Origin of the sequence: Bacillus sp. MD-5 (assembly GCF_002201875.1) — a bacterium.
GTDB lineage: Bacteria > Bacillota > Bacilli > Bacillales > Bacillaceae > Bacillus > Bacillus stercoris.
The window spans coordinates 3,238,344-3,263,453 of the sequence record NZ_CP021911.1 but is presented as its reverse complement, the minus strand read 5'-3'; the positions used below and the strand labels follow the sequence as shown (position 1 = coordinate 3,263,453).

At 45.9% G+C, this 25,110-nt stretch carries 22 protein-coding genes and 1 other annotated feature; of the genes, 18 read left to right on the top strand and 4 right to left on the bottom strand.

From position 1 onward, the window contains the following. Positions 1-8 precede the first annotated feature (8 nt). Positions 9-1,298, top strand: a complete 1,290-nt coding sequence (gene ganB / locus CDO84_RS16555; RefSeq protein WP_040081770.1) for an arabinogalactan endo-beta-1,4-galactanase — start codon at positions 9-11, stop codon at positions 1,296-1,298. A gap of 53 nt (positions 1,299-1,351) precedes the next feature. Here the strand turns inward: ganB and rsbP are convergent, their stop codons facing one another. Beyond that, entirely contained in the window at positions 1,352-2,563 is a 1,212-nt protein-coding gene (gene rsbP, locus CDO84_RS16550) for a phosphoserine phosphatase RsbP (RefSeq protein WP_040081771.1), read from the bottom strand. Between the two features lie 34 nt (positions 2,564-2,597). Continuing rightward, the gene (gene rsbQ / locus CDO84_RS16545; protein WP_014665433.1) at positions 2,598-3,407 is read right to left on the bottom strand and encodes a sigma factor SigB/phosphatase RsbP regulator RsbQ; all 810 of its coding nucleotides are present in this window, start codon (positions 3,405-3,407) and stop codon (positions 2,598-2,600) included. A 282-nt stretch (positions 3,408-3,689) separates the two neighbouring features. Between rsbQ and CDO84_RS16540 the strand changes: the two genes are divergently transcribed. The 9 genes from CDO84_RS16540 to CDO84_RS16500 all read left to right on the top strand — a co-directional run bounded on the left by CDO84_RS16540 (position 3,690) and on the right by CDO84_RS16500 (position 13,065). After that, positions 3,690-4,595: an ABC transporter ATP-binding protein gene (locus CDO84_RS16540; protein WP_082032948.1), complete on the top strand. Its 906-nt coding sequence runs from the start codon at positions 3,690-3,692 to the stop codon at positions 4,593-4,595. Next, entirely contained in the window at positions 4,596-5,333 is a 738-nt protein-coding gene (locus CDO84_RS16535) for an ABC transporter permease (protein ID WP_014665431.1), read from the top strand. A 3-nt stretch (positions 5,334-5,336) separates the two neighbouring features. After that, positions 5,337-6,452 (top strand): two-component system sensor histidine kinase YvfT, encoded by a 1,116-nt coding sequence (gene yvfT / locus CDO84_RS16530; RefSeq protein ID WP_040081774.1) that lies wholly within the window; start codon positions 5,337-5,339, stop codon positions 6,450-6,452. A 16-nt stretch (positions 6,453-6,468) separates the two neighbouring features. Beyond that, complete coding sequence (yvfU, locus tag CDO84_RS16525; protein WP_040081775.1) at positions 6,469-7,071, top strand: two-component system response regulator YvfU; 603 nt, start codon at positions 6,469-6,471, stop codon at positions 7,069-7,071. A 189-nt stretch (positions 7,072-7,260) separates the two neighbouring features. Continuing rightward, positions 7,261-7,977 carry a lactate utilization iron-sulfur protein LutA gene (lutA, locus tag CDO84_RS16520; RefSeq protein WP_014665428.1) on the top strand — a complete coding sequence of 239 codons (717 nt, stop codon included), beginning with the start codon at positions 7,261-7,263 and terminating at the stop codon, positions 7,975-7,977. 26 nt (positions 7,978-8,003) lie between these two features. Continuing rightward, positions 8,004-9,443 carry a lactate utilization iron-sulfur protein LutB gene (lutB, locus tag CDO84_RS16515; protein ID WP_040081777.1) on the top strand — a complete coding sequence of 480 codons (1,440 nt, stop codon included), beginning with the start codon at positions 8,004-8,006 and terminating at the stop codon, positions 9,441-9,443. Further along, positions 9,443-10,165, top strand: a complete 723-nt coding sequence (lutC, locus tag CDO84_RS16510; RefSeq protein WP_040081779.1) for a lactate utilization protein LutC — start codon at positions 9,443-9,445, stop codon at positions 10,163-10,165. Before lutB ends, lutC begins: the two co-directional genes overlap by 1 nt. Positions 10,166-10,273: 108 nt before the next feature. Next, positions 10,274-11,320, top strand: coding sequence for a glycosyl hydrolase family 18 protein (locus tag CDO84_RS16505; RefSeq protein WP_040081781.1), 1,047 nt, complete (start codon positions 10,274-10,276; stop codon positions 11,318-11,320). A 97-nt stretch (positions 11,321-11,417) separates the two neighbouring features. Beyond that, positions 11,418-11,653: a binding site (T-box leader), on the top strand. Positions 11,654-11,721: 68 nt separating this feature from the next. Further along, on the top strand, positions 11,722-13,065 hold the full coding sequence (locus CDO84_RS16500) for an amino acid permease (RefSeq protein WP_040081782.1): 1,344 nt from the start codon (positions 11,722-11,724) through the stop codon (positions 13,063-13,065). Positions 13,066-13,105: 40 nt separating this feature from the next. On the opposite strand, the gene CDO84_RS16495 is transcribed toward CDO84_RS16500, so the two are convergent. Then, positions 13,106-14,023, bottom strand: a complete 918-nt coding sequence (locus CDO84_RS16495) for a DMT family transporter (protein ID WP_040081783.1) — start codon at positions 14,021-14,023, stop codon at positions 13,106-13,108. Positions 14,024-14,122: 99 nt separating this feature from the next. On the opposite strand from CDO84_RS16495, the gene CDO84_RS16490 reads away from it, so the two are divergent. Together CDO84_RS16490 and CDO84_RS16480 are read left to right on the top strand one after the other, a co-directional pair. Beyond that, positions 14,123-15,001 carry a LysR family transcriptional regulator gene (locus CDO84_RS16490; RefSeq protein ID WP_040081784.1) on the top strand — a complete coding sequence of 293 codons (879 nt, stop codon included), beginning with the start codon at positions 14,123-14,125 and terminating at the stop codon, positions 14,999-15,001. A gap of 156 nt (positions 15,002-15,157) precedes the next feature. Continuing rightward, a complete protein-coding gene (locus CDO84_RS16480; protein WP_040081786.1) occupies positions 15,158-16,168 on the top strand; it encodes an LLM class flavin-dependent oxidoreductase in 1,011 nt (336 codons plus the stop codon). Positions 16,169-16,216: 48 nt separating this feature from the next. Here the strand turns inward: CDO84_RS16480 and araR are convergent, their stop codons facing one another. Further along, entirely contained in the window at positions 16,217-17,305 is a 1,089-nt protein-coding gene (araR, locus tag CDO84_RS16475) for an arabinose utilization transcriptional regulator AraR (protein WP_040081787.1), read from the bottom strand. Between the two features lie 204 nt (positions 17,306-17,509). Here araR and araE point away from each other — a divergent pair, with 204 nt between their 5' ends. The 6 genes from araE to gpmI all read left to right on the top strand — a co-directional run bounded on the left by araE (position 17,510) and on the right by gpmI (position 25,099). Beyond that, the gene (araE, locus tag CDO84_RS16470; protein ID WP_040081788.1) at positions 17,510-18,904 is read left to right on the top strand and encodes an arabinose-proton symporter AraE; all 1,395 of its coding nucleotides are present in this window, start codon (positions 17,510-17,512) and stop codon (positions 18,902-18,904) included. Positions 18,905-19,201: 297 nt separating this feature from the next. Then, complete coding sequence (cggR, locus tag CDO84_RS16465; RefSeq protein WP_014665418.1) at positions 19,202-20,224, top strand: gapA transcriptional regulator CggR; 1,023 nt, start codon at positions 19,202-19,204, stop codon at positions 20,222-20,224. A 46-nt stretch (positions 20,225-20,270) separates the two neighbouring features. Further along, positions 20,271-21,278, top strand: coding sequence for a type I glyceraldehyde-3-phosphate dehydrogenase (gene gap / locus CDO84_RS16460; RefSeq protein ID WP_003219957.1), 1,008 nt, complete (start codon positions 20,271-20,273; stop codon positions 21,276-21,278). Positions 21,279-21,594: 316 nt separating this feature from the next. Further along, on the top strand, positions 21,595-22,779 hold the full coding sequence (locus tag CDO84_RS16455) for a phosphoglycerate kinase (protein ID WP_040081789.1): 1,185 nt from the start codon (positions 21,595-21,597) through the stop codon (positions 22,777-22,779). A gap of 30 nt (positions 22,780-22,809) precedes the next feature. Beyond that, a complete protein-coding gene (gene tpiA, locus CDO84_RS16450) occupies positions 22,810-23,571 on the top strand; it encodes a triose-phosphate isomerase (RefSeq protein WP_003243394.1) in 762 nt (253 codons plus the stop codon). After that, a complete protein-coding gene (gene gpmI, locus CDO84_RS16445) occupies positions 23,564-25,099 on the top strand; it encodes a 2,3-bisphosphoglycerate-independent phosphoglycerate mutase (RefSeq protein ID WP_040081790.1) in 1,536 nt (511 codons plus the stop codon). The genes tpiA and gpmI overlap by 8 nt, the downstream gene beginning before the upstream one ends. Positions 25,100-25,110: the final 11 nt, after the last annotated feature.

The window sequence follows — 25,110 nt, the reverse complement described above, 5'->3', positions numbered from 1 at the left end:
GTGGAATCATGAGGAATGGAGTGAAAATGTGCTTAGCGGCTGCCATCGTGTGGAGTGCATTCAGTTCACCGGGATCTGCCGCTGCCGTTGAGAAGGAGAAGCATATGCCAGAGCTTCGGGCAGAGGATCTTTTTGTTAAAAAAGTAGAGGGAATGAACAAAGACTTTATTAAAGGGGCAGATGTGTCCAGCGTTATTGCTTTGGAAAACAGCGGTGTCACCTTTTACAATACAAGCGGAAAACGCCAGGACATCTTTACAACTTTAAAACAGGCTGGGGTCAACTATGTTCGCGTCCGCATTTGGAATAACCCGTATGATTCAAATGGCAACGGGTATGGCGGGGGAAACAATGATATTCAAAAAGCCATCGAAATCGGAAAAAGAGCGACAGCGAACGGAATGAAGGTGCTTGCCGACTTTCATTATTCTGATTTTTGGGCAGATCCCGCGAAACAAAAGGTGCCCAAAGCTTGGGCGAATCTCAGCTTTGAAGCAAAAAAAGCCAAGCTCTATGAGTATACGAAACAAAGTCTGCAAAAGATGATCAAGGAAGGCGTTGACATCGGCATGGTTCAGGTCGGAAATGAAACAACAGGAGGATTTGCCGGCGAAACCGATTGGACGAAGATGTGCCAATTATTTCATGAAGGAAGCCGAGCGGTCAGGGAGACAAATCCAGGCATTTTGGTCGCCCTGCATTTTACCAATCCTGAAACGGCTGGAAGGTATTCATTTATTGCAGAAACACTCAGCAAAAACAAAGTAGATTATGATGTGTTCGCGAGCTCCTATTATCCTTTCTGGCATGGCACATTACAAAATTTGACCTCCGTGCTGAAGGCTGTTGCCGATACGTACGGCAAAAAAGTCATGGTGGCGGAGACGTCGTACACCTATACCGCTGAGGACGGTGATGGGCATGGAAATACAGCGCCAAAAAGCGGGCAGACGCTGCCATATCCCATTTCTGTTCAAGGCCAGGCAACTGCAGTAAGAGATGTAATGGCGGCAGTAGCGAATACGGGTAAAGCAGGACTTGGCGTTTTCTATTGGGAGCCGGCGTGGATTCCAGTCGGGCCGAAGACGCAGATAGAGAAAAACAAAGTGTTATGGGAAACATACGGGTCAGGGTGGGCCTCAAGCTATGCCGCAGAATACGATCCTGAGGACGCCGGGAAGTGGTATGGGGGAAGTGCTGTAGATAATCAAGCTTTGTTTGATTTTAATGGTCATCCGCTGCCTTCCTTGCAAGTGTTTCAATATGCGGAATCAGGCCATATTCCAAAGAAACGCTGAAACAAAAAAATCCATGAGATGTAACAAATCATTGTTATGTCTCATGGATCATTTTATTTTACATCCACTAATATAAAACATTCATCATCACTCTTATGATGAGCTTCCTTTTGATGCTGGAGCGATGTAAGGATTTTCTCCTTCAGGTCAGTGATCGGCGAATCAGGATGCTCTTTTAGTAAATCAAATAAATAGCATGAAGCCGTAGGATCCATGACGCCATCCGTGTATAGAAGCAGTCTTCCGCCATCCGTATATGAAAGGCTGCTTGACTCAAACACTAAGTCTTCAAACATCCCGATCGGAGGGGAGGTCGCATGAAGCAGATGTTGAGTTCCGCTGTCGTCCTGCCATAGTGCCGGCGGGTGCCCTGCGTTGACATAATCAATGCTTTGCCGTGCTATATCAATCTCGAGATAAATAGCAGTGCAATAATGTCTTGCTTCCTCATCATTTTGAAACAAGCTGTGAAGGTGCCGGTCTAATTCTTTCATGACATTAACGGGACTGAGACCTTGCGTGATCTGGCGCTGAAACAAAGGATGAAGTGACATCGTAATCAATGCCGATGAAATCCCGTGCCCCATCACATCAAGGATAATAATGCCGTAACGGTGTTCATCGATTTGATAGAATCCGTAAAGATCCCCTGACAAATCACTCGATGCATTGTAATAAGAGTCAATCTGCACCTGATCGTTTACAATCGGTTCAGTCAACGAGTTTTTCTGGATCTTTCTGGCGAGTTCAAGCTCTCTTTTGGTGTTTAATTTAAATTGTTGATTTTGTTTATTGATCTCAAGAAGTTCTTCTTGTTTTGCTTTCAGCGTTTCCAAGGCAATCTCTAACTCCGCATTGGCTTTCTGTTTGGCAAGCAACGCTTCTTGAGCTTCATTTCTGGCTATCAGCAGCTCATTTTCATATTCATTTCGCTTTCGCATTGGAATAAGAACACAATCAAAGACAGAGGCCCCGCTACTGTGTCTCGCAATAGCATTGATAAGGACGGGGACTTCTTCTCCATCTCTTGCTTTCAGGGAAATGTATAATTCTTCGATGTGATGCTCCAATTTCAAAAGCGGAAAAAAATAAAGCTGGCAGAAAAGCTGTGCGGGAATGGTCAACATCGTATTCATATGCTGGCCGATAACCTGCTCCGGTTCATAATCCAGAATATTGATAAGGGTACGGTTGGCAGCTATGATCGACCCCTCTTCTGACAAAGTGAGGAAACCGCATGGTGCATCATTCAATTGTTTGTCCATTAAGAGGGTCACCTCTATCCTTTTTGTTCCGCTATCACACGTGAGCTTTTAAATAATCACCGATCAGCTGTATCGTCTCATCTGGATGGCTCATATGAGGGCAATGTCCGCGGGCCACCATTTGTTTCAGACTGCTATAAGGCAGATGCTTATGCATATAATCACCTACTGTTGCAGGTGCGATGATATCATCTGCACATTGGAGAATAAGAGATGGAACCGTTACCTTCGAAAGATCTTCCCGGTGATCAGAAAAAAACGCCGCTTTTGCGAATTGGCGGGCAATGACAGGGTCAGTAGAACAAAAACGGCTTTCCAGCTCTTCTTTAATTTCAGGCCGATCTGGCTGATTCAGAACGGTTGCCGCAAATACAGTTGCCCAACCGATATAGTTTTTCTCCATCATCTCCAGCAAACCAAGGAGCTGCTCCTCTTCAAATCCTCCATAATACTCAGGCGGATCATTCAAATAGCAAGGAGAAGGCCCTACCATCACCAGTTGGGAAAAAAGCTCCGGGCGGCGGATGGATGCAAGCATCCCTATCACGGCTCCGACGGAGTGCCCCACAAACACGGTTTCCTCCAGATCTAAAGCGTCACAAACATCAAGGACATCTTGGGCATAGCCGTCAAGTGTCTGGTAGCGATTCAGGTCATATGCGCGCAAATCTGAATGTCCCGAACCGACGTAATCAAATAAAATGACCCGGTGCTCTTCTTCAAAGGCCGGTGCTACGGCATTCCACACGCTTTGATCGCATCCAAAACCGGGTGCGAACATGATAGATGCTTTGCCGCTGCCTTTCACCTTCACATGATTTCTAGACAAAATCGCTTCGTTCATGATTGGCTCCTTTCAGCCGGAAAGTAATATAAAGTTCAATGTGTCTATCATAACACTCGCATGCTTTGAAAAGTGTATCTTTCTATGAAAGTCATAGCAGTTTAAAAGAAAGAGGACATGGGTGATAGAAAAGGTGGATGAATTGGAAGATGCAGGAGGATTGCCTAGATACTAACGGTGAGAAAGAAAATGACATTTGTCACTCCATCATCATGACACCCCATACTAACAACAGCTGCTCCGGCATTTTACAATCAATGTAAGCTATCAGGAGGTGCTCATGTGATGAATGAGGCAATATCAGTAAGCAACGTGACAAAACAGTTCCAGCAAAAAACCGCTGTAAACCACATCAGCTTCAGTATTGAAAAAGGAGAAATTGCAGCCATTCTCGGGCCAAATGGGGCAGGGAAGACGACCGTCATCTCTATGATATTAGGATTGCTGAAACCGAGTGAGGGAGAAATCAAACTATTTAACCGGGTTCCCGATGATCAACAGGTTCGTGAAAAAATAGGTGTAATGCTTCAGGAAGTAAGTGTCATGCCGGGCCTTAAGGTGGATGAAATCCTTGAACTCTTCCGGAGCTATTATCCGAATCCATTGTCCATGAAAGAACTCGTTTCGTTAACAGCACTCACCAAAGAAGATTTGAAAACAAGAGCAGAAAAATTATCCGGCGGACAAAAACGCCGTTTAAGCTTTGCTTTGGCTCTTGCCGGGAATCCGGAGCTGCTTATATTTGATGAACCGACAGTCGGCATGGACACTTCATCAAGACATCGATTCTGGCAGACCATTCACGGACTGTCGGACCAAGGAAAAACGATTATTTTTTCAACGCATTATTTACAGGAAGCAGACGATGCCGCACAGCGAATCTTATTTTTTGCTGATGGACGGCTTGTGGCAGATGACTCACCGATGCAAATCCGCTCAAGAATTCAAAAACAGTCTGTTTCCTTTGCGCTCCATTCAGATGAATCGTTGGAAAAGCTGTCTCGGCACCCGGAAGTAGAGCGAGTGTTCCGCAGGCATCAAAGAATCATCATCCAAACATCAAATACAGACAAAGTGTTGGCGTTGATCTTTCAAGAAAACATCCCAGCACGGGATATTCGAATTGAACACGGGACGCTCGATGAGGCATTTCGCCGGCTGGCTGACGGAAACAGGGAGGCGATGTGAGTGAACATGCTGCAGAAGCAAAGCATAGCTGAAATGAAAAGGGTGCTTAGGAACAAGTATTTTGTGCTTTGGTCGCTGATCATGCCAATAGTCTTTTATTATCTCTTTACCAATGTAGTGAATACCAACGTTCCCGACCAACGTGCATGGGACGCCCATTACTTAATGTCAATGACAGTCTTCAGCGTGATGGGTTCCTCTATCATGACACTGGGCATCCGTATGGTTCAAGAACGGTCACAAGGCTGGACTGCCTTTATCCGCCTTACGCCTCTTCCAGATCATATCTATTTATTAGCTCAGATGATCGGACAAAGTGTCATTCACGTTTTATCGATTACCGTCATTTTTCTGTTCGGCGCAATGATCAATGACATTGCCTTGTCACCGTTTGAATGGATGATGAGCGGACTGTGGATTTTGTTTGGCGCATTGCCTTTTTTAGCATTAGGCACACTAATCGGCCTCATGAGAAAAGTAGAAACAGCGGCCGGAATCAGTAATGTGCTTTATATGCTGCTGGCTTTAGGCGGGGGGATGTGGATGCCGTTTGAGGTCATGCCTGACATGATGCAGAACATTGGCCAGTGGCTTCCGTCTTATCATTTCGGGAGCGGCGCGTGGGAACTAGTGCGGGGCGGGAGTCCGGATTGGAAAAATATCCTGATATTAATCGCTTATATGATGTTCTTCATGCTACTATCTAAATATATTAGAAGAAAACAAGAAGCGGTGTAATACATGAAAAAGGCAATATCAATTTTCCCGAAGCAATTCGGGTTTTTCCCTTATATCTTTCTGGTGTACACCATTATGCCGTTCCTCTCTTTATTGAAAGAATCAGGCATCAAACAGGTCATTGGATATGGCATCCTGCTTCTATTTATCGCGGCATATCGCCAGTTATTCTGCTGCGTGGGCAGAGCTTCGTTTACATATTGGCTTATCGTTCAAATGGCGGTTATTTTGATATATAGTGTGTTTTACAATATCACCTATATATACTTAGGTTTTTTCCCGGCAAACTTTGTTGGTTATTACAAAGAGAAAACGAATTTTAACCGTGCGTTCTGCGCTTTAATCTTTATCCTGCTTTTTCCATGCCTATACCAATTTATCGTGAATTCAGTCACGCTTCGGGAGCTTTTTTCTGTTCTCCCGTTTCTCGTCATCATGCTCATTTCTCCATTCGGCATTCGTTCTATGTTTCGGAGAATTGAGCTTGAAGCTAAGCTGGCACAAGCCAACGAACAGATAAAAGAACTCTCTAAAAGAGAGGAGCGTGTTCGAATCGCCCGTGATCTTCACGATACTCTTGGCCATACCTTGTCGCTGCTTACATTAAAAAGCCAGCTCATTCAGCGGCTGGCTGCATCTGATGCAGAACGGACCAAGCATGAGGCAAAAGAAATGGAAACCAGCTCGCGAGCCGCACTCAAGCAAGTCCGAGAGCTGGTTTCTGATATGAGGACGGTCACGATAACAGAGGAGCTCGTAAACATTCAGCACATTTTAAGGGTGGGGAACATTACCTTTCAATACGAAGGAGCCGACGACTTTTCAGCGATATCTCCCGTCACTCAAAATATTATCAGTATGTGTATGCGGGAAGCCGTGACTAACATCATCAAGCACAGCAAAGCAACTCACTGCGCCATCACCATTTCTCAGTTTGCTGGCAAAATGAGGATCGTGATACGGGATGACGGAAAGGGAGCAGCGAAGGGGAAAACCTTTGGGAATGGCCTGCGGGGAATGGAAGAACGGCTCATGCTCATTGAAGGGGGATTAACAGTTTCAGATCATAACGGAACGGTTGTGACTCTGACGATTCCGCTGATTAAAAAAGCAGAATGATTGGAGGACGAAAAGAATGATTCGTCTGTTTATTGCTGAGGACCAGCGAATGCTTTTAGGCGCTTTGGGATCTTTGCTTGATTTAGAAGAGGATATGACAGTCATCGGACAAGCATTAAACGGGGAAGAGGCGCTACATGCTATTTTGAAGCTGGAGCCGGATGTATGCATCATGGACATTGAAATGCCGGTTCGAAGCGGACTGGATGTGGCAGAGGAATTAATGAAAAAAGGCTGCGTCAGCAAGGTCATTATTTTAACTACCTTTGCCCGCCCCGGATATTTTGAACGTGCGGTAAAAGCCGGTGCACATGGCTATCTGCTGAAAGACGGAGAAATTGACGATCTGGCCGATGCCATTCGAAAATGTGTAGAGGGAAAACGTGTCTTCAGCCCCGAGCTGACGTTTAATATGATGCGAGACGAAAATCCCCTAACCGTTAGAGAACAAGAAATTCTGAGGCTTGCGGCTTTAGGCAAGACAACAAAAGACATTACGCTGGAGCTCTATTTATCTCAAGGCACAGTCCGAAACTATATCTCAGAAATCATCCAAAAGCTTCATGCGAAAAACCGGACAGAAGCCGCCAGCATTGCTGAGGAAAAGGGATGGATTTAACCGTATACTTTTCACCATTTACTGCACTCCTGGGAGATCAGGAGTGTTTTTGATATGCCCGCTAATGAAAATATCCCCAGAAAACCCTTCCCTTCTATTATCAGAATAGTGTACGATATTCATATAGTTATTTTAACTCAGGTCATCAGATGACCTGATCATATATTAGGGATGAGAGAGGGGTTCATCATGAAAGTCTCACTTTTTGTCACTTGTCTTGTTGATATGTTTCAAACAAATGTCGGAAAAGCAACGGTTGAGCTGCTGGAGCGGCTTGGGTGCGAGGTTGATTTTCCGGAGGGGCAGATTTGCTGCGGGCAGCCGGCTTACAACAGCGGCTATGTACATGACGCCAAAAAAGCAATGAAACGGATGATCGAAACGTTTCAGGATTCCGAATATGTTGTCAGTCCTTCCGGTTCCTGCACAACGATGTTCCGGGAATACCCGCACTTGTTTGCGGATGATCCGAAATGGGCCGATAAAGCGCAAAAGCTGGCGGATAAAACGTATGAACTGACAGATTTTATCGTGAACGTCCTTGGGGTAGAGGATGTCGGCGCGACCCTTCATACAAAAGCGACCTTACATACGTCGTGCCATATGACAAGGCTGCTCGGGGTTCGGGAGGAGCCGATGAAGCTGTTGAGCCATGTAAAGGGACTGCAGTTTACAGAGCTTCCGGGCAAACATAACTGCTGCGGATTCGGAGGAACGTTCTCCGTCAAAATGGCGCAGATTTCAGAGCAGATGGTCGATGAAAAAGTCGAATGTGTGGAGGAAACGGGAGCAGAGGTGCTGATCGGTGCTGACTGCGGCTGTTTGATGAATATCGGGGGACGGCTTGACCGAAAAGATAAGAATGTCAAAGTGATGCACATCGCCGAAGTGCTCAACAGCAGATAAAACTGGATTCAGAGGGGGAAAGGATCATGGCGATGAAAATCGGTACTGACGCTTTTAAAGAGCGGGTATCACAGGGGATTGATAATGAATTTATGAGAGGCGCTGTTTCAGGTGCACAGGAGCGTCTGCGGACGCGGCGCCTAGAGGCAGCCGAAGAGCTGGGAAACTGGGAGGAGTGGCGTTCTTTATCAGAGGAAATCAGGCAGCATGTCCTTGAAAACCTTGATTTCTATCTCGGACAGCTTGCCGAAAATGTGGCGAAAAGAGGCGGACATGTCTATTTCGCGGAAACAGCGGAAGAGGCGTCTTCTTATATTCGCGACGTCATTCAAAAGAAGAACGGGAAGAAAATCGTAAAATCAAAATCAATGGTTACAGAGGAAATCAATCTGAATGAGGTGCTGGAGAAGGAAGGCTGTGAAGTCGTCGAAACCGACCTCGGCGAGTATATTTTGCAGATTGATGATCACGATCCGCCGTCACATATCGTCGCGCCCGCCCTTCATAAAAATAAAGAGCAGATACGCGATGTGTTTAAAGAAAGGCTGGACTATCAACATACAGAAAAACCGGAAGAGCTTGTCATGCATGCGCGTGCCATTCTCCGGAAAAAGTTTCTGGAAGCGGATATCGGCATTACCGGCTGTAACTTCGCCATTGCGGACACGGGTTCTGTCAGCCTTGTGACCAATGAAGGAAATGGACGGCTTGTGAGCACCTTGCCGAAAACACAAATTACCGTCATGGGAATGGAACGGATTGTCCCGTCATTTTCTGAATTTGAAGTGCTTGTCAGCATGCTGACAAGAAGTGCTGTCGGACAGCGGCTGACAAGTTATATTACAGCATTAACGGGTCCGAAGCTGGAAGGTGAAGTGGATGGTCCGGAAGAATTCCATCTTGTCATCGTTGACAATGGACGATCCAACATCCTAGGAACAGAATTCCAGTCTGTGCTGCAATGTATCCGCTGTGCCGCCTGTATCAATGTCTGCCCTGTGTACCGCCATGTCGGCGGACATTCATACGGCTCAATCTACTCGGGGCCGATCGGAGCGGTTTTATCGCCATTGCTCGGCGGTTATGACGATTATAAGGAGCTGCCGTACGCTTCTTCACTGTGCGCTGCTTGTACAGAAGCCTGCCCGGTCAAAATTCCGCTGCACGAGCTCCTTCTCAAGCATCGCCAAAACATCGTCGAAAAAGAAGGCAGAGCGCCGATCAGTGAAAAGCTTGCGATGAAAGCGTTCGGACTTGGCGCATCCTCCTTGTCACTATACAAAATGGGCTCAAAATGGGCGCCGGTCGCCATGACACCTTTTACAGAGGACGAAAAAATTTCGAAGGGACCCGGCCCGCTCAAAAGCTGGACACAGATCCGCGACTTCCCGGCACCACATAAATCGAGATTCAGAGACTGGTTTGCAGACAGAGAAACAAGTGAACGCACGAAGGAGGAGCAGTGATGACGAAGGGAACCATTCAGAATCAAGAGAGCTTTTTAAACCGAATCGCATCCAGCCTTGGCCGTGAAAGAAGAACAGGAGGCGTGGCAGTTCCTGAGTGGGCGCATCAGCCGCAATATAAAACACTTGAAGGATATTCAGCGGATGACTTAGTCACAGTGCTCAAAAACCATTGTGTCAAAATCCATACAGAGCTGATTGAAACGGATTCAACCGGCCTTTACGATGCCCTGCGCGAGCAAGTCAGCCGCTTCTCCGGAGGCCCTGTCATCATTCCGAAGGACCCCCGCTTTGAAGCATACGGACTGAAAAGCCTGCTCACCAAGGATTGGCCGAGCGAGGGAACGCCAGTCTGGGAGTGGGATGCTGACAAAGGCGAGGAAAATATCAAAAAAGCGGAGCAAGCCAATGTAGGGATTACATTCAGCGAAATTACATTGGCTGAGTCGGGGACGGTTGTCCTCTTCTCCTCAAAAGACATCGGCCGATCTGTCAGCCTTCTGCCGACGACTTATATTGCGATTGTGCCGAAATCAAGCATTGTGCCAAGAATGACACAAGCCAGTGATATTATCCGCCAAAACATTGCAGACGGTGTCACTGTTCCTTCATGTATCAACTACATTACCGGACCGAGCAACTCAGCCGACATTGAAATGGATTTAGTTGTAGGAGTGCACGGGCCAGTAAAGGCAGCCTATATTCTCGTCTCTGACCGCTAAACTCAGAAAGCCCGGCAGGCATATGCCGGGCTTTTTGCTTGAAAAAAACTTCAACTTCCAATTTTTTGGCCGATGAGAAGAGTATGACTTGATACAGGAGGAAATGTGATGAAAAAATGGCTGATCATAGCGGTTTCACTGGCGATTGCGATTGTTCTGTTTATGTATACAAAAGGAGAAGCGAAGGCAGCCGGTATGACATTAGGCTACACGACTGGGGATACGGCTTCATACAATTCTCTTACGAAATATCATACATACATGAATGCCATCGCAACCGATACATTTGCGTTTGAAAAAAACGGACAAATCATTGGCGATGCCCCAAGCAAGCAGCTGACATATGCGAATAAGAAAAAAATCAAGACATGGGCTGTCATTTCAAACTATAATGATGCCATTTATGACTTTGACGGAGATTTGGCAAGTCGGGTCATGAGTAATAAAACAGCGAAAAAACGGTTCGCTGATCAGCTCATATCTTTGGCGAAAAAGCACTCATACTACGGTATCAATATCGATTTTGAAGCAGTGAATCCAGAAGACCGATCTAAATACTCACGTTTTATTCAAGATGTCTCACAGGCTTTGAAAAAGAAACATATTCAAACAATGGTATCTGTTCCGGCCAAAAGCGCTGATGATAAAAATGATGATTGGAGCTGGCCGTATGATTATGCGAAAATCGGCAAATATGCCGACTTCGTACAAGTCATGACCTACGACGAACACGGCATTTGGGGTGAGCCAGGATCAGTGGCAAGCACAAACTGGATCAAAAGCTCTCTGCAGTTTTCAGTCAAAAAGATCAAAGCCAATAAAGTCATCATGGGCATCCCCGCGTACGGCTATGATTGGGATGTAAAAGACGGAAGCGGAAGCGGAAGCGGAAGCTCTGTGAGGGAATGGAATGAACTCAAATCCCTCATTCAAAAGCAAAAAGCAAAGCCGGCATTCAACAAAAAAACAGGTTCGATGACGTTTTCTTATGTTGACAAAAAGAAGCATAAACATGTCGTGTGGTATGAAAACGAAAAAACCGTTCAAACGAAAAGCCATTTGGCAAAGCAATATAAAATAGCAGGTGTTTCAGTCTACGCATTAGGAAACGAGTCAGAATCCTTTTGGAAAGCGATTCAAAAAGGGACAAAATAACAGTTTCTTTTTTCTCTGAAGTTATTGACAGGGAAAAGAGAAGCACGTATATTATGTTAATATATTCAGATCATAAAATTTGAGTTTTTCAGAAAACTAAAACGCATAGATTGGGAGCAGTAAAAGAAAGTAATCAGAACAGAGAGCTGCGGGGTGGTGCGACGCAGCCTGATTCTTCTTTGAACTCGCCCGGGAGTGGTAAGACGGAACGGAATAGATTGAATATTCCCTATGTTTTAACGGCTAACCTTCGTTACAGGTCAAAAGCAGGATTCTTCATGAAGAATCAACAAGAGTGGTACCGCGGTCAGCCGAAGGCTCGTCGTCTCTTTATCTATTAGATTAGATAAGGGGCGGCGGGCTTTTTTGTTTTTGAAAACGAGAAGGAGAGGTAGAAGAGGATGAAAAACGACAATCAAACGTTAAAACGCACGATGACGTCCCGCCATATTATGATGATGGCGCTGGGCGGAGCAATCGGCGCAGGTTTATTTAAGGGGAGCAGCTCAGCGATCGATGTGGCAGGGCCATCTGTCATTATCGCTTACCTGCTCGGCGGAATTATTTTGCTGTTTATTATGCAGGGGCTCGCGGAAATGGCTGTTCGAAACCGCAACGCCAGAACCTTCCGTGATCTTGTCCAGCAGGTATTGGGGAATTACGCCGCTTATTTCTTGGACTGGATCTACTGGAAAATGTGGGTGCTCAATATTGCGGCTGAAGCTGTTGTAGCTGCGATATTCATTCAATACTGGCTCCCGGGCTGCCCGATCTGGGTGCTGGCATTGGGGATTTCTCTTATCGTCACGATCGTAAACTTGCTTTCTGTTAAAATTTTCGCCGAAACTGAATATTGGCTGGCCATGATCAAGATTACCGTTATTATCATCTTTATTATTTTAGGGTTATTGCTTTTATTCGTATCATTCGGTGATCATACAGCTGCTGGATTTTCAAACCTGACAGAGCACGGCGGATTTTTCCCGCACGGCGGCACAGGGCTGATTACGGCGATGCTTGTCGTCATCTACTCTTACGGCGGTACAGAAATTATCGGAGTGACACTTGCTGAAACAAAAAATCCAGAAAAGGTTGTCCCGAAAGCTGTCCGTAGCACACTGACACGGATTGTCGCGTTTTACCTGCTGCCGTTTTTCATCATCGTCAGCCTGATTCCGTGGAACCAAGTCAATTCCGTTCCGGAAAGTCCTTTCGTGATGGTCTTTAAAATGGTAGGCATTCCGGGCGCGGATCATATCATGAACGCAGTCATCCTGCTGGCGATCATTTCTTCTATGAATTCAGGTTTATACGGATCATCACGCATTTTGTATACACAGGCAAGTGACGGAAGGCTTCCAAAGGTCTTCTCGAAGCTTTCATCGAAAAACGTACCGATGTTTGCGATTCTGATGTGCACTTCTTCTCTCTATATTGGCGTGTTGATTTCTCTGTTCGCGGGAAGCCAAACATTTAATTATTTAATGGGATCATTGGGATATACCGTTTTATTCATTTGGCTGATCATCGGATTCGCTCATTTGAAATCGAGAAAACAGCAAACGGAAAAACCGGCTTATTATGTAAAATGGTTCCCATACACGACATGGTTTGCGATTGTGGCATTACTCGCCATTCTGATCGGGGTCGTCATGACAACGTCAATTGTCATTACCGGCATTACTGCGGCGATCTACCTTTTGATTACCGTTGCGTATTTGGTCAAAGGACGCAAACACCAGTAGATAAGAAACCCTCTCGCCGCATCAGGCAAGAGGGTTTTTATTATTGTGCAGCTTTCTCATTTATGCCAATCGCCGCTGCTTTCTGCGCTTTTGATTTTGTATTCACGAGACAGATGCTTGTGACAATCAGCAGCAGCCCTGCCAAGAGGCTAAGGGTGAGCGGTTCATGCAGGAAAATGGAGCTGGCCACGATCGATATGAGCGGAATCAAAAACGTATAAGATGCGACCTTGCTTGCTTCTCCTGAACCGACAAGTGTAAAAAAGATAAGCCAGCCGAGTGCGATAACGAATACAGAGATGAACAGCAGGCTCGTGATAAACGGAGCTGTCCATTGGATCGCGGAAAAGCTTTCTGTCCAAAGACCGGATATAAGCAGAAACACGCTGCCGATCGTCAGCTGCAAGGCGACCATCCAGATGGAATCGACGCGGCTGCCTGTTTTTTTCATATATACTGTTCCGAGCGCCCAGCTGATTGCGGAGCCAAGCGCCAGCAGAACCCCAATGACAGAAATATGCCCGCCAAAGCCCGCGGCACTAATGACGGCTACTCCCGCAAAACCGAGGATGAGCCCGATCACTTTCAATACAAACATGGATTCGCCGAGCCACAGCCAAGAAAATACGCCCATCAGAACAGGCTGAAAGAAGACGATTGCAGAAAACAGGCCGGCCGGAAGATAATTCAGCCCGATCGTTTGCAGGCCGTAGAATAACGTAATGTTTAATAGTGCAGAAACCAAATAAATCGGCCACGTTTCTTTTAAGCGTAATTTATGAATACGCGGCAGTGCGACAATGACTAATAAAAGCCCGCCGATCAGCGTTCGGATGCCCGCGAATAATAAGGGCGGCGAATAGGCGAGCGCGGCTTTGGACAGCGGCCAATTGACGCCCCACATGATGACGAGAAATGCGAGCAGGAGAGCTGTCCGCGTTTTTGAGAGCTGCTTCATTGTTCATTCACTCCTTGTAGAACTTTTCCATCATATGATACGGTAGAACGTAAGATAAATAAAATGAATCTTTTTTATGAGGAGCATAAGTAAATTGTTATGACTATTACACAATTAAAGGTTTTCGTCAAAATAGCTGAAACGGGAAGCTTTACAAAAGCGGGTCAGGCGCTGAACATGACACAGCCGGCTGTCAGCCATGCGATTTCTGCAATCGAAGCTGAGCTTGATGTAAAGCTGATTATTCGTGACCGCCGAAATGGCCTGATGCTGACTGATACCGGAAAACAGATCTTAGTACACATCAGGGAAGTCTTAAAAGGTATTGAAAAAGTTGAGCAGGTCGCAGCCGCGGAAAAAGGGCTTGAACTGGGTACAATCCATATTGGCACATTCTCAACTGCCTCGGCTTATTTTATGCCGAAGCTAATCAGTGAATTTAAACAAAAATATCCGAAACTGGAGCTTGTGCTGCACGAGGGAACTGTAAATGAAGTCAAGGAGTGGCTTCACACGCGGATGATAGATGTCGGCATTCTTCTGTATCCAACAGAGGAGATGGAGTACATTCATTTGAAAAAAGACAAAATGGCAGTCGTGCTCAGGGATGATCACCCGCTTTGCAGCCGTTCAGCCATTACGCTGAAAGATCTCGATGATGAACCGATGATCGTCTGCGACGGCGGCTATGAATCACCTTTTCACGATATGTTCAGGCAAGCGGGCGCTACGCTGAACGCCGCTTTCACAGTCTATAACATGAACACCTCGATCAGTATGGTCAAAGAAGGACTTGGTCTCGCGATTTTATCAGAAATGTCCATGTCGCACATGCCGCTGCCGGAGCATGTGGTGACCAGAGAGTTGGACCCGCAGGTATACCGTGATGTGCAGCTAGCTGTTCCGTCGCTGAAGGAGGCTTCTCTGGCGGCTAAGCTCTTTATTGAGATGGCTAAGGAGCTGTTTAGAGCAGAATAACGTCCCAAACCGTTCGTTTTATATTGTTCGAATTTCATCGAATCAAATTCTTTTATTCCAGAATGCAGTTGTGTTATGGTGTGATAGAAGTACATTCGATCATGACCTGACAGCTTTGGGCTGTTTCCTGATAACACATTTGCAAAGGAGAACAATATGTCTAACTACCAACGCAAAGATACCTTGCTTTCTGTCTTGAATTTATCTCCGGTTGTTCAGGGAGGAACGATCGCGGAATCATTCCGAAACAGCATGGACTTGGCGCGCCGTGCGGAGGAATGGGGATATCACCGTTACTGGCTTGCTGAGCATCATAATATAGAAGGTGTGGCAAGCTCTGCCACCGCAGTTTTGATTGGCCATATTGCCGGAGGCACTAAGAAAATCCGCGTCGGTTCCGGCGGCATTATGCTCCCGAACCACTCTTCATTAATCATTGCTGAACAATTCGGCACACTAGAAACATTGTATCCCGGGCGGATTGATCTGGGGCTCGGACGTGCGCCGGGAACGGACCAATTGACAGCAAGAGCGCTCCGCAGAAACATCAACAGCGGAGAGGATTTTCCTGAACAATTAGAGGAACTGCGCAATTACTTTAAACCGAAGGGAAATGTGCGCAATCAAGTCCGCGCTATTCCGGGAGAGGGCATAGATGTGCCGATTTGGCTGCTGGGCTCAAGCGGCTTCAGCGCCCGTCTGGCTGGCGAACTTGGTCTTCCGTTTGCGTTCGCGGCCCATTTCTCGCCGGCGAATACGGTTCCTGCCTTAGAGCTGTACCGCAATTCCTTCACGCCGTCTGAAGTGCTCGACGAACCGTATGCGATGGTCGGCGTCACCATTATCGCGGCAGATACAAACGAGAAAGCGCAGCACCTTGCGACTTCACATTATCAAAGATTTCTTGATCTTGTCCGCGGTACGCCGAACCAGCTGAAACCGCCTGTTGAGGATATGGACCAAATCTGGAGCCCGTATGAAAAAGCGATGGTCAATGAGCAGCTAAGCTCCACGATTGTCGGAGGACCGGAAGAAGTGAAGGTGAAGCTTGAAGACTTCGTCAAAACGACACAGGCTGACGAAATTATGGTTAACTCAGAAACCTATGAACACGCAGACAGAATGCGTTCGTTTGAAATCATCGCTGATGTTTGGGAAAACAGATAACAGCTATAAAAAAAGCAATGTAGCGGGGAGACCCATACATTGCTTTTTTTATTCATTCAGTTTTCGTGCGGACTGGCGAATGATCAACTCAGGCTCAAATATAACATCCTCTTGCTTTGGCTTTTTATGCTCAAGGGAGTCAATCACATATTTCGCCGCCGCTTTACCGAGCACGGATTTCGGGTGCTTGACAGAGGTTAGTTTCACTTCGGAGATTTGGGCGAAATGTGAATCATCATACCCGACGATAGACATATCCTCCGGCACTTTTAGATCCATCTCCCGCAGCATATCGATCACCTTCAGCGCAATTTCATCGTTATAACAAAGAATGGCTGTCGGCATATGCTTGCTGTTTTTCTCCAGTGTGGCCCTTACTTTCTCCAGGAGTTTTGATTCTTTTTCTTCCGTTGTAAATGTCACAATCATATCTGGAGAGGGGAACAAATCACGCTCCCGGTGCGCCTGTATAAATCCGTTCATCCGTTTCACGCCTTGTGTGTCATCAGCTTTAAAAATACCCATCATGTGCGTGTGGCCGAGAGAAAGCAAATGCTCAGCCGCCATCATGCCGCCTTTCACATCATCCAAGGTAAAACTCGGTGCGGCAAGCTCGGCATATGACGCGTTAATCATCGCAAAAGGAATGCCGTTTTTCTCCAAGTTCAGATAGTAGCCGATGTTTGGGGTTTGCAGGGCGCTTTTTGTCGGTTCTACGATGAGTCCGTCAATATGCTGGGACAGCAGGTTTTCCAAGCCTCTTCTTTCATTGTCCGGGTTGTTGTTTGTGCTTGTCAAAAGCATAGAATATCCCTGCTCGCTTAAATAGGACTCGATTCCTCTAATAATGCTCGGGAAAATATAGTCTGATATGTAGGTTGTCAAAACACCGATCGTTTTATTGGAATGCAGCGCTGACTTCGCTGAGCGTGAAGCGACGAAGGTGCCTCCGCCTTGCACGCTGTACAGCAGACCTTGTGATACGAGGTCTCCTATCGCTTTGCGAATGGTATGCCGGCTGACGCCGAATTGCTGCATTAATTCGTTTTCGGTAGGGATTTTTTGATCGGGCAGTATTTTGCCTTGATTAATCCATGAACTAATTTCTTCTTTTACTTGCGCGTATTTTGGTAACATATCCATTCCTCCAAAATGTATACGGACAAATTTCAGTATATCATAGCGTTCTTTGGAAGAAAACATTGACAGAAAATGCAAACAAGATTATTCTATATTTGTACGTACTAATTAAATGTAATTTTCATTAAATTTTAATATAAGTACGTACAATTACAGGTTGAAATGAAAACGCTTTACTCAACATTTCGGGAGGGCAGGGAAATGAAGAATACTCCAACTCAATTAGAACCAAATGTTCCTGTAACAAGAAGCCATTCAATGGGATTTGTCATTTTGATCTCATGCGCGGCGGGGCTTGGCGGCTTATTGTATGGCTATGACACGGCAGTGATTTCTGGCGCCATCGGTTTTCTGAAAGATTTATACAGCCTGAGTCCGTTTATGGAGGGACTTGTCATTTCAAGCATTATGATTGGAGGAGTTGTGGGCGTCGGGATATCCGGATTTTTAAGTGACAGATTCGGCCGGAGAAAAATTTTAATGACAGCCGCTTTGTTATTTGCGATATCAGCAATCGTTTCAGCGCTTTCTCAAGACGTGTCCACTTTGATCATTGCAAGGATTATCGGGGGCCTGGGAATCGGGATGGGCTCATCGCTTTCTGTTACGTACATTACAGAAGCGGCGCCGCCCGCCATACGCGGAAGTTTATCATCCTTATATCAGCTCTTTACGATCCTGGGTATTTCCGCAACATACTTTATTAATCTGGCTGTGCAGCGGTCCGGAACATACGAATGGGGCGTGCACACCGGCTGGAGATGGATGCTTGCTTATGGAATGGTGCCGTCCGTCATCTTTTTCCTTGTCCTGCTCGTCGTCCCGGAAAGCCCGAGATGGCTGGCGAAAGCGGGCAAAACAAACGAAGCTTTAAAGATTCTGACACGTATTAATGGAGAAACTGTTGCAAAAGAAGAATTAAAGAACATTGAGAACTCATTAAAAATAGAACAAATGGGGTCGCTCTCCCAGCTGTTTAAGCCGGGTCTCAGAAAGGCGCTTATCATTGGAATCCTGCTGGCGCTGTTTAACCAAGTCATCGGCATGAACGCCATTACTTACTATGGGCCGGAAATCTTTAAAATGATGGGATTCGGGCAAAACGCCGGATTCGTGACGACTTGTATCGTTGGAGTTGTAGAAGTCATCTTTACCGTTATTGCGGTGTTGCTGATTGATAAAGTCGGACGGAAAAAACTGATGTCCATCGGTTCTGCTTTTATGGCTATTTTTATGATTTTAATCGGGACGTCGTTTTATTTTGAGTTAACAAGCGGGATCATGATGATCATCCTTATATTAGGTTTTGTCGCTGCTTTCTGTGTCTCGGTTGGACCGATCACATGGATTATGATTTCTGAAATCTTCCCGAACCATCTGCGTGCGCGGGCTGCGGGCATTGCGACCATCTTTTTATGGGGAGCAAACTGGGCGATCGGACAGTTTGTGCCAATGATGATTGATTCGTTCGGGCTCGCCTATACATTCTGGATCTTCGCGGTGATTAACATCCTTTGCTTCCTGTTTGTCGTAACAATCTGCCCGGAAACGAAGAACAAATCGCTTGAAGAAATTGAAAAGCTCTGGATAAAATGAAAACGCTTTAAAAGAACAGCCCTTTCTCTGGGAAGGGCTGTTTATATTGGGATGCACCATTTGGCGATTTCTGTATAAGATAAAGATATATAGGAAAAAATAGTGCTAGTTAAAACGCCGCGGCATGAAAACTCTGCGAATATTGTCGATGAATTGGCTCTTAACAGTTGAATAAACAATTCCACCCTGTTAAAATAATTAAAGAAAGCAGAAATGATTTTTTTTGGCTATGATGGGACGTTTTTTGTCATAGCGGGACATATAATGTCCAGCAAAAAAGGAAGGAACGTTTGAGTCATGAACCAGTTAATACAAGCTCAAAAAAAATTATTGCCTGATCTTCTGCTCGTTATGCAAAAGAGGTTTGAAATCTTGCAGTATATCAGGCTGACAGAACCCATCGGGCGAAGAAGCCTGTCTGCCAGTCTCGAAATCAGCGAGCGTGTGCTGAGGGGCGAGGTTCAGTTTTTAAAGGAACAGAACCTGGTCGATATTAAGACAAACGGCATGACATTGACAGAAGAGGGCTATGAACTGCTTTCTGTTCTGGAAGATACAATGAAAGATGTTTTAGGTTTGACGCTTTTGGAAAAGACATTAAAAGAACGTTTAAATCTAAAGGATGTCATTATCGTATCCGGAGACAGCGATCACTCTCCATGGGTCAAAAAAGAAATGGGGAGAGCGGCTGTCGCATGTATGAAAAAAAGATTTTCAGGCAAAAATATCGTCGCTGTAACTGGCGGTACGACAATTGAAGCTGTCGCCGAAATGATGACGCCGGATTCTAAAAACCGCGAGCTTTTGTTTGTGCCTGCAAGAGGCGGTTTAGGCGAAGACGTGAAAAACCAGGCGAACACCATATGCGCGCATATGGCGGAGAAGGCTTCAGGCACTTACCGGCTTTTGTTTGTTCCGGGACAGCTGTCACAAGGCGCCTATTCATCTATTATTGAAGAGCCTTCTGTCAAAGAGGTGCTGAACACCATTAAATCAGCGAGTATGCTGGTTCACGGAATCGGCGAAGCTAAAACTATGGCTCAGCGCAGAAACACACCTTTAGAAGACTTAAAGAAAATAGATGATAACGACGCGGTGACAGAAGCGTTTGGCTACTATTTTAATGCGGACGGCGAAGTGGTCCACAAAGTGCATTCTGTCGGAATGCAGCTGGATGACATAGACGCCATTCCCGATATTATTGCAGTAGCGGGCGGATCATCAAAAGCCGAGGCGATCGAGGCTTACTTTAAAAAGCCGCGCAACACGGTTCTCGTCACAGACGAAGGAGCCGCAAAGAAGTTATTAAGGGATGAATAATCCCTCAATATAAATATCTCTCACTTATTTAAAGGAGGAAACAATCATGGCAGTAAAAGTCGGTATTAACGGTTTTGGTCGTATTGGACGTAACGTATTCCGCGCAGCATTAAACAATCCTGAAGTTGAGGTAGTAGCGGTTAACGATTTAACAGATGCTAACATGCTGGCTCACCTTTTACAATATGATTCTGTACACGGAAAATTAGACGCTGAAGTTTCAGTTGACGGTAACAACCTTGTTGTTAACGGCAAAACAATTGAAGTTTCTGCAGAACGCGATCCTGCTAAACTTAGCTGGGGCAAACAAGGCGTTGAAATCGTAGTTGAATCTACTGGTTTCTTCACAAAACGCGCAGACGCTGCGAAACACTTAGAAGCTGGCGCGAAAAAAGTAATCATCTCTGCTCCTGCTAACGAAGAAGATATCACAATCGTTATGGGTGTTAACGAAGATAAATACGATGCGGCTAACCACGATGTTATCTCTAACGCATCTTGCACAACAAACTGCCTTGCGCCGTTTGCAAAAGTACTTAACGATAAGTTCGGCATCAAACGCGGTATGATGACAACTGTTCACTCTTACACAAACGATCAGCAAATCCTTGATCTTCCGCACAAAGACTACCGTCGTGCGCGTGCAGCAGCTGAAAACATCATCCCAACATCAACTGGTGCTGCTAAAGCAGTTTCTCTAGTTCTTCCTGAACTAAAAGGCAAACTGAACGGTGGAGCAATGCGTGTTCCAACTCCAAACGTTTCTCTAGTTGACTTGGTTGCTGAACTGAACCAAGAAGTAACAGCTGAAGAAGTAAATGCAGCTCTTAAAGAAGCAGCTGAAGGCGACCTTAAAGGAATCCTTGGCTACAGCGAAGAGCCATTAGTTTCTGGCGACTACAACGGAAACAAAAACTCTTCTACAATCGATGCTCTTTCTACAATGGTTATGGAAGGCAGCATGGTAAAAGTAATCTCTTGGTACGATAACGAAAGCGGCTACTCTAACCGCGTTGTTGACCTTGCAGCTTACATCGCAAAAAAAGGTCTTTAATTTATAGCTGAAAAAGGACCTGACTTGGTTCTTTTGAATAGAAGCGCTATAATGAAAGCGGACAAGGGAAGGGGACGGACTCCCTTTCCCTTTTTCCATGAAGACCGGCTTTCAGAAAACGCTCTGTGAAAGAGAAACGACCGCTTTTTAGCAGCTTTGCCGGCGCTTTCGCCTAAGGCCGCTGCCCTGGCTTTTAGACGAACTGCCCTGTGCCGAAAAAAGACTGCGATCTGCCCTAGCGGCGTTATCGCTTGTCCAGACGGTTTCACGTTTTTCGTGCTGTATGCAAACCATTTTGAAGGAGGATCTCCTAGGCATGAATAAGAAAACTCTCAAAGACATCGACGTAAAAGGCAAAGTTGTATTCTGCCGCGTTGACTTTAACGTTCCAATGAAAGACGGGGAAGTAACAGACGATACACGTATCCGTGCTGCGCTTCCAACAATCAAACACCTTGCAGAACAAGGCGCAAAAGTCCTTCTTGCGAGCCACTTAGGCCGCCCGAAAGGCGAAGTAGTTGAGGAGCTTCGTTTAACTCCTGTCGCTGCACGTCTCGGCGAACTGCTTGGCAAAGAAGTGAAAAAAGCGGATGAAGCTTACGGCGATGCTGTAAAAGCACAAATTTCCGAGATGAAGGACGGAGACGTTCTTGTATTGGAAAACGTACGTTTCTATCCTGGTGAAGAGAAAAATGATCCTGAGCTTGCAAAAGCATTTGCTGAGCTTGCAGATGTATATGTAAATGACGCATTCGGTGCTGCCCACCGTGCTCACGCATCTACAGCTGGAATTGCCGAGCATCTGCCAGCAGTTGCAGGTTTCTTAATGGAAAAAGAGCTTGATGTACTCGGAAAAGCGGTTTCTAACCCTGACCGCCCGTTCACGGCGATCATCGGCGGAGCGAAAGTAAAAGACAAAATCGGTGTTATCGAAAGTCTTCTTGATAAAGTAGACAACCTGATCATCGGCGGAGGTCTTGCTTATACTTTCGTAAAAGCGCTTGGCTATGAAGTCGGTAAATCTCTTCTTGAAGAAGATAAAATCGAGCTTGCGAAATCATTTATGGACCGCGCTAAAGAAAAAGGCGTTAACTTCTACATGCCTGAAGATGTACTCGTTGCAGATGATTTCTCTAACGATGCAAACGTGAAAATTGTGCCGATCTCTGAAATCCCTAGTGATTTAGAAGCAATCGACATTGGTACGAAAACACGCGAAACGTATGCTGACGTCATCAAAAACAGCAAACTTGTCGTGTGGAACGGACCGATGGGCGTATTCGAAATCGACTTGTTCGCTCAAGGAACAAAAGCGGTTGCGGAAGCATTGGCAGAGGCGAAAGATACATACTCTGTCATCGGCGGAGGAGACTCTGCGGCAGCGGTTGAAAAATTCGGCCTTGCTGACAAAATGAGCCACATCTCAACAGGCGGCGGCGCATCCCTTGAGTTTATGGAAGGCAAAGAGCTTCCAGGGGTAGCTGCACTGAACGATAAATAATCTCAAAACTGCTATAAGGAAGTGGAACAGATGAGAAAACCAATTATCGCCGGTAACTGGAAAATGAACAAAACACTCGGCGAAGCTGTCAGCTTCGTTGAAGAAGTGAAATCTTCCATTCCAGCAGCAGACAAAGCTGAAGCTGTTGTTTGCGCGCCAGCACTTTTCTTAGAAAAGCTTGCTTCTGCTGTTAAAGGCACTGACCTAAAAGTCGGCGCTCAAAACATGCACTTCGAAGAAAGCGGCGCGTTCACAGGCGAAATCAGCCCGGTTGCTCTGAAAGACCTTGGCGTTGACTACTGCGTCATCGGCCACTCTGAGCGCCGTGAAATGTTCGCTGAAACTGATGAAACAGTTAACAAAAAAGCACACGCAGCTTTCAAACACGGCATTGTGCCGATCATCTGTGTAGGTGAAACGCTTGAAGAGCGTGAAGCCGGCAAAACAAATGATCTTGTTGCTGACCAAGTGAAAAAAGGCCTTGCTGGTCTTTCTGAAGAACAAGTTGCTGCTTCTGTTATTGCGTATGAGCCAATCTGGGCAATCGGAACAGGCAAATCTTCTACAGCGAAAGATGCGAATGACGTGTGTGCGCATATCCGTAAAACCGTCGCTGAAAGCTTCAGCCAAGAAGCTGCAGACAAGCTTCGCATCCAATATGGCGGAAGCGTAAAGCCTGCAAACATTAAAGAATATATGGCAGAGTCCGATATTGACGGTGCTTTGGTCGGCGGCGCGAGCCTTGAGCCACAGTCATTCGTTCAATTATTGGAGGAAGGTCAATATGAGTAAAAAACCAGCTGCACTCATCATTCTTGATGGGTTCGGATTACGTAACGAAACAGTAGGGAACGCTGTCGCTTTAGCGAAAAAACCGAATTTTGACCGCTATTGGAACCAGTATCCTCATCAAACATTGACTGCTTCAGGCGAGGCTGTAGGTCTTCCTGAAGGGCAAATGGGGAACTCCGAAGTAGGTCACTTAAATATCGGTGCGGGACGTATTGTGTACCAAAGCTTAACACGCGTAAATGTTGCCATTCGTGAAGGAGAGTTCGAACGCAATCAAACATTCCTTGACGCGATCAGCAACGCGAAAGAAAACAACAAAGCCTTGCACCTGTTCGGTCTTTTATCCGACGGAGGCGTGCACAGCCATATCAACCATTTATTCGCACTGTTAAAGCTTGCGAAAAAAGAAGGGCTGACAAAGGTTTATATCCATGGCTTCCTTGACGGCCGTGATGTAGGTCCGCAGACAGCGAAAACGTACATCAACCAGTTGAACGATCAAATCAAGGAAATCGGTGTGGGTGAAATCGCCAGTATTTCCGGACGTTACTACTCTATGGACCGCGACAAACGCTGGGACCGTGTAGAAAAAGCGTACCGCGCAATGGCGTACGGCGAAGGCCCATCTTACCGCAGCGCCCTAGATGTTGTTGATGATTCATATGCAAATGGTATCTACGATGAATTCGTGATTCCATCTGTCATCACAAAAGAAAACGGTGAGCCTGTTGCGAAAATCCAAGACGGCGATTCTGTGATTTTCTATAATTTCAGACCGGACCGCGCCATCCAGATTTCCAACACGTTCACAAACAAAGACTTCCGTGAATTCGACCGCGGCGAGAATTATCCAAAGAACCTGTATTTCGTCTGCCTGACTCACTTTAGTGAAACAGTTGACGGCTATGTAGCGTTTAAACCGATAAATCTTGATAACACAGTCGGAGAAGTATTATCTCAGCACGGATTAAAACAGCTTCGAATTGCAGAGACTGAAAAGTATCCGCATGTCACGTTCTTTATGAGCGGCGGCCGTGAAGCTGAATTCCCGGGTGAAGAGCGTATTCTCATCAACTCGCCTAAAGTTGCAACGTATGACTTGAAGCCTGAAATGAGTGCGTATGAAGTGAAAGACGCGCTTGTCAAAGAAATTGAAGCTGACAAGCATGACGCGATCATTCTGAACTTCGCAAACCCTGATATGGTCGGCCACTCCGGAATGGTTGAACCAACAATTAAAGCAATTGAAGCAGTGGACGAATGCTTAGGCGAAGTCGTTGACGCGATTCTCGCTAAAGGCGGACACGCTATCATTACCGCTGATCACGGTAATGCTGACATTCTGATTACAGAATCAGGCGAACCGCACACTGCGCATACAACAAACCCAGTCCCTGTGATTGTAACGAAAGAAGGCGTTACGCTGCGTGAAGGCGGAATCCTAGGAGACCTTGCACCAACGTTATTAGACCTTCTCGGTGTTGAAAAACCGAAAGAAATGACAGGAACATCTTTAATTCAAAAATAATTTGAAAATCA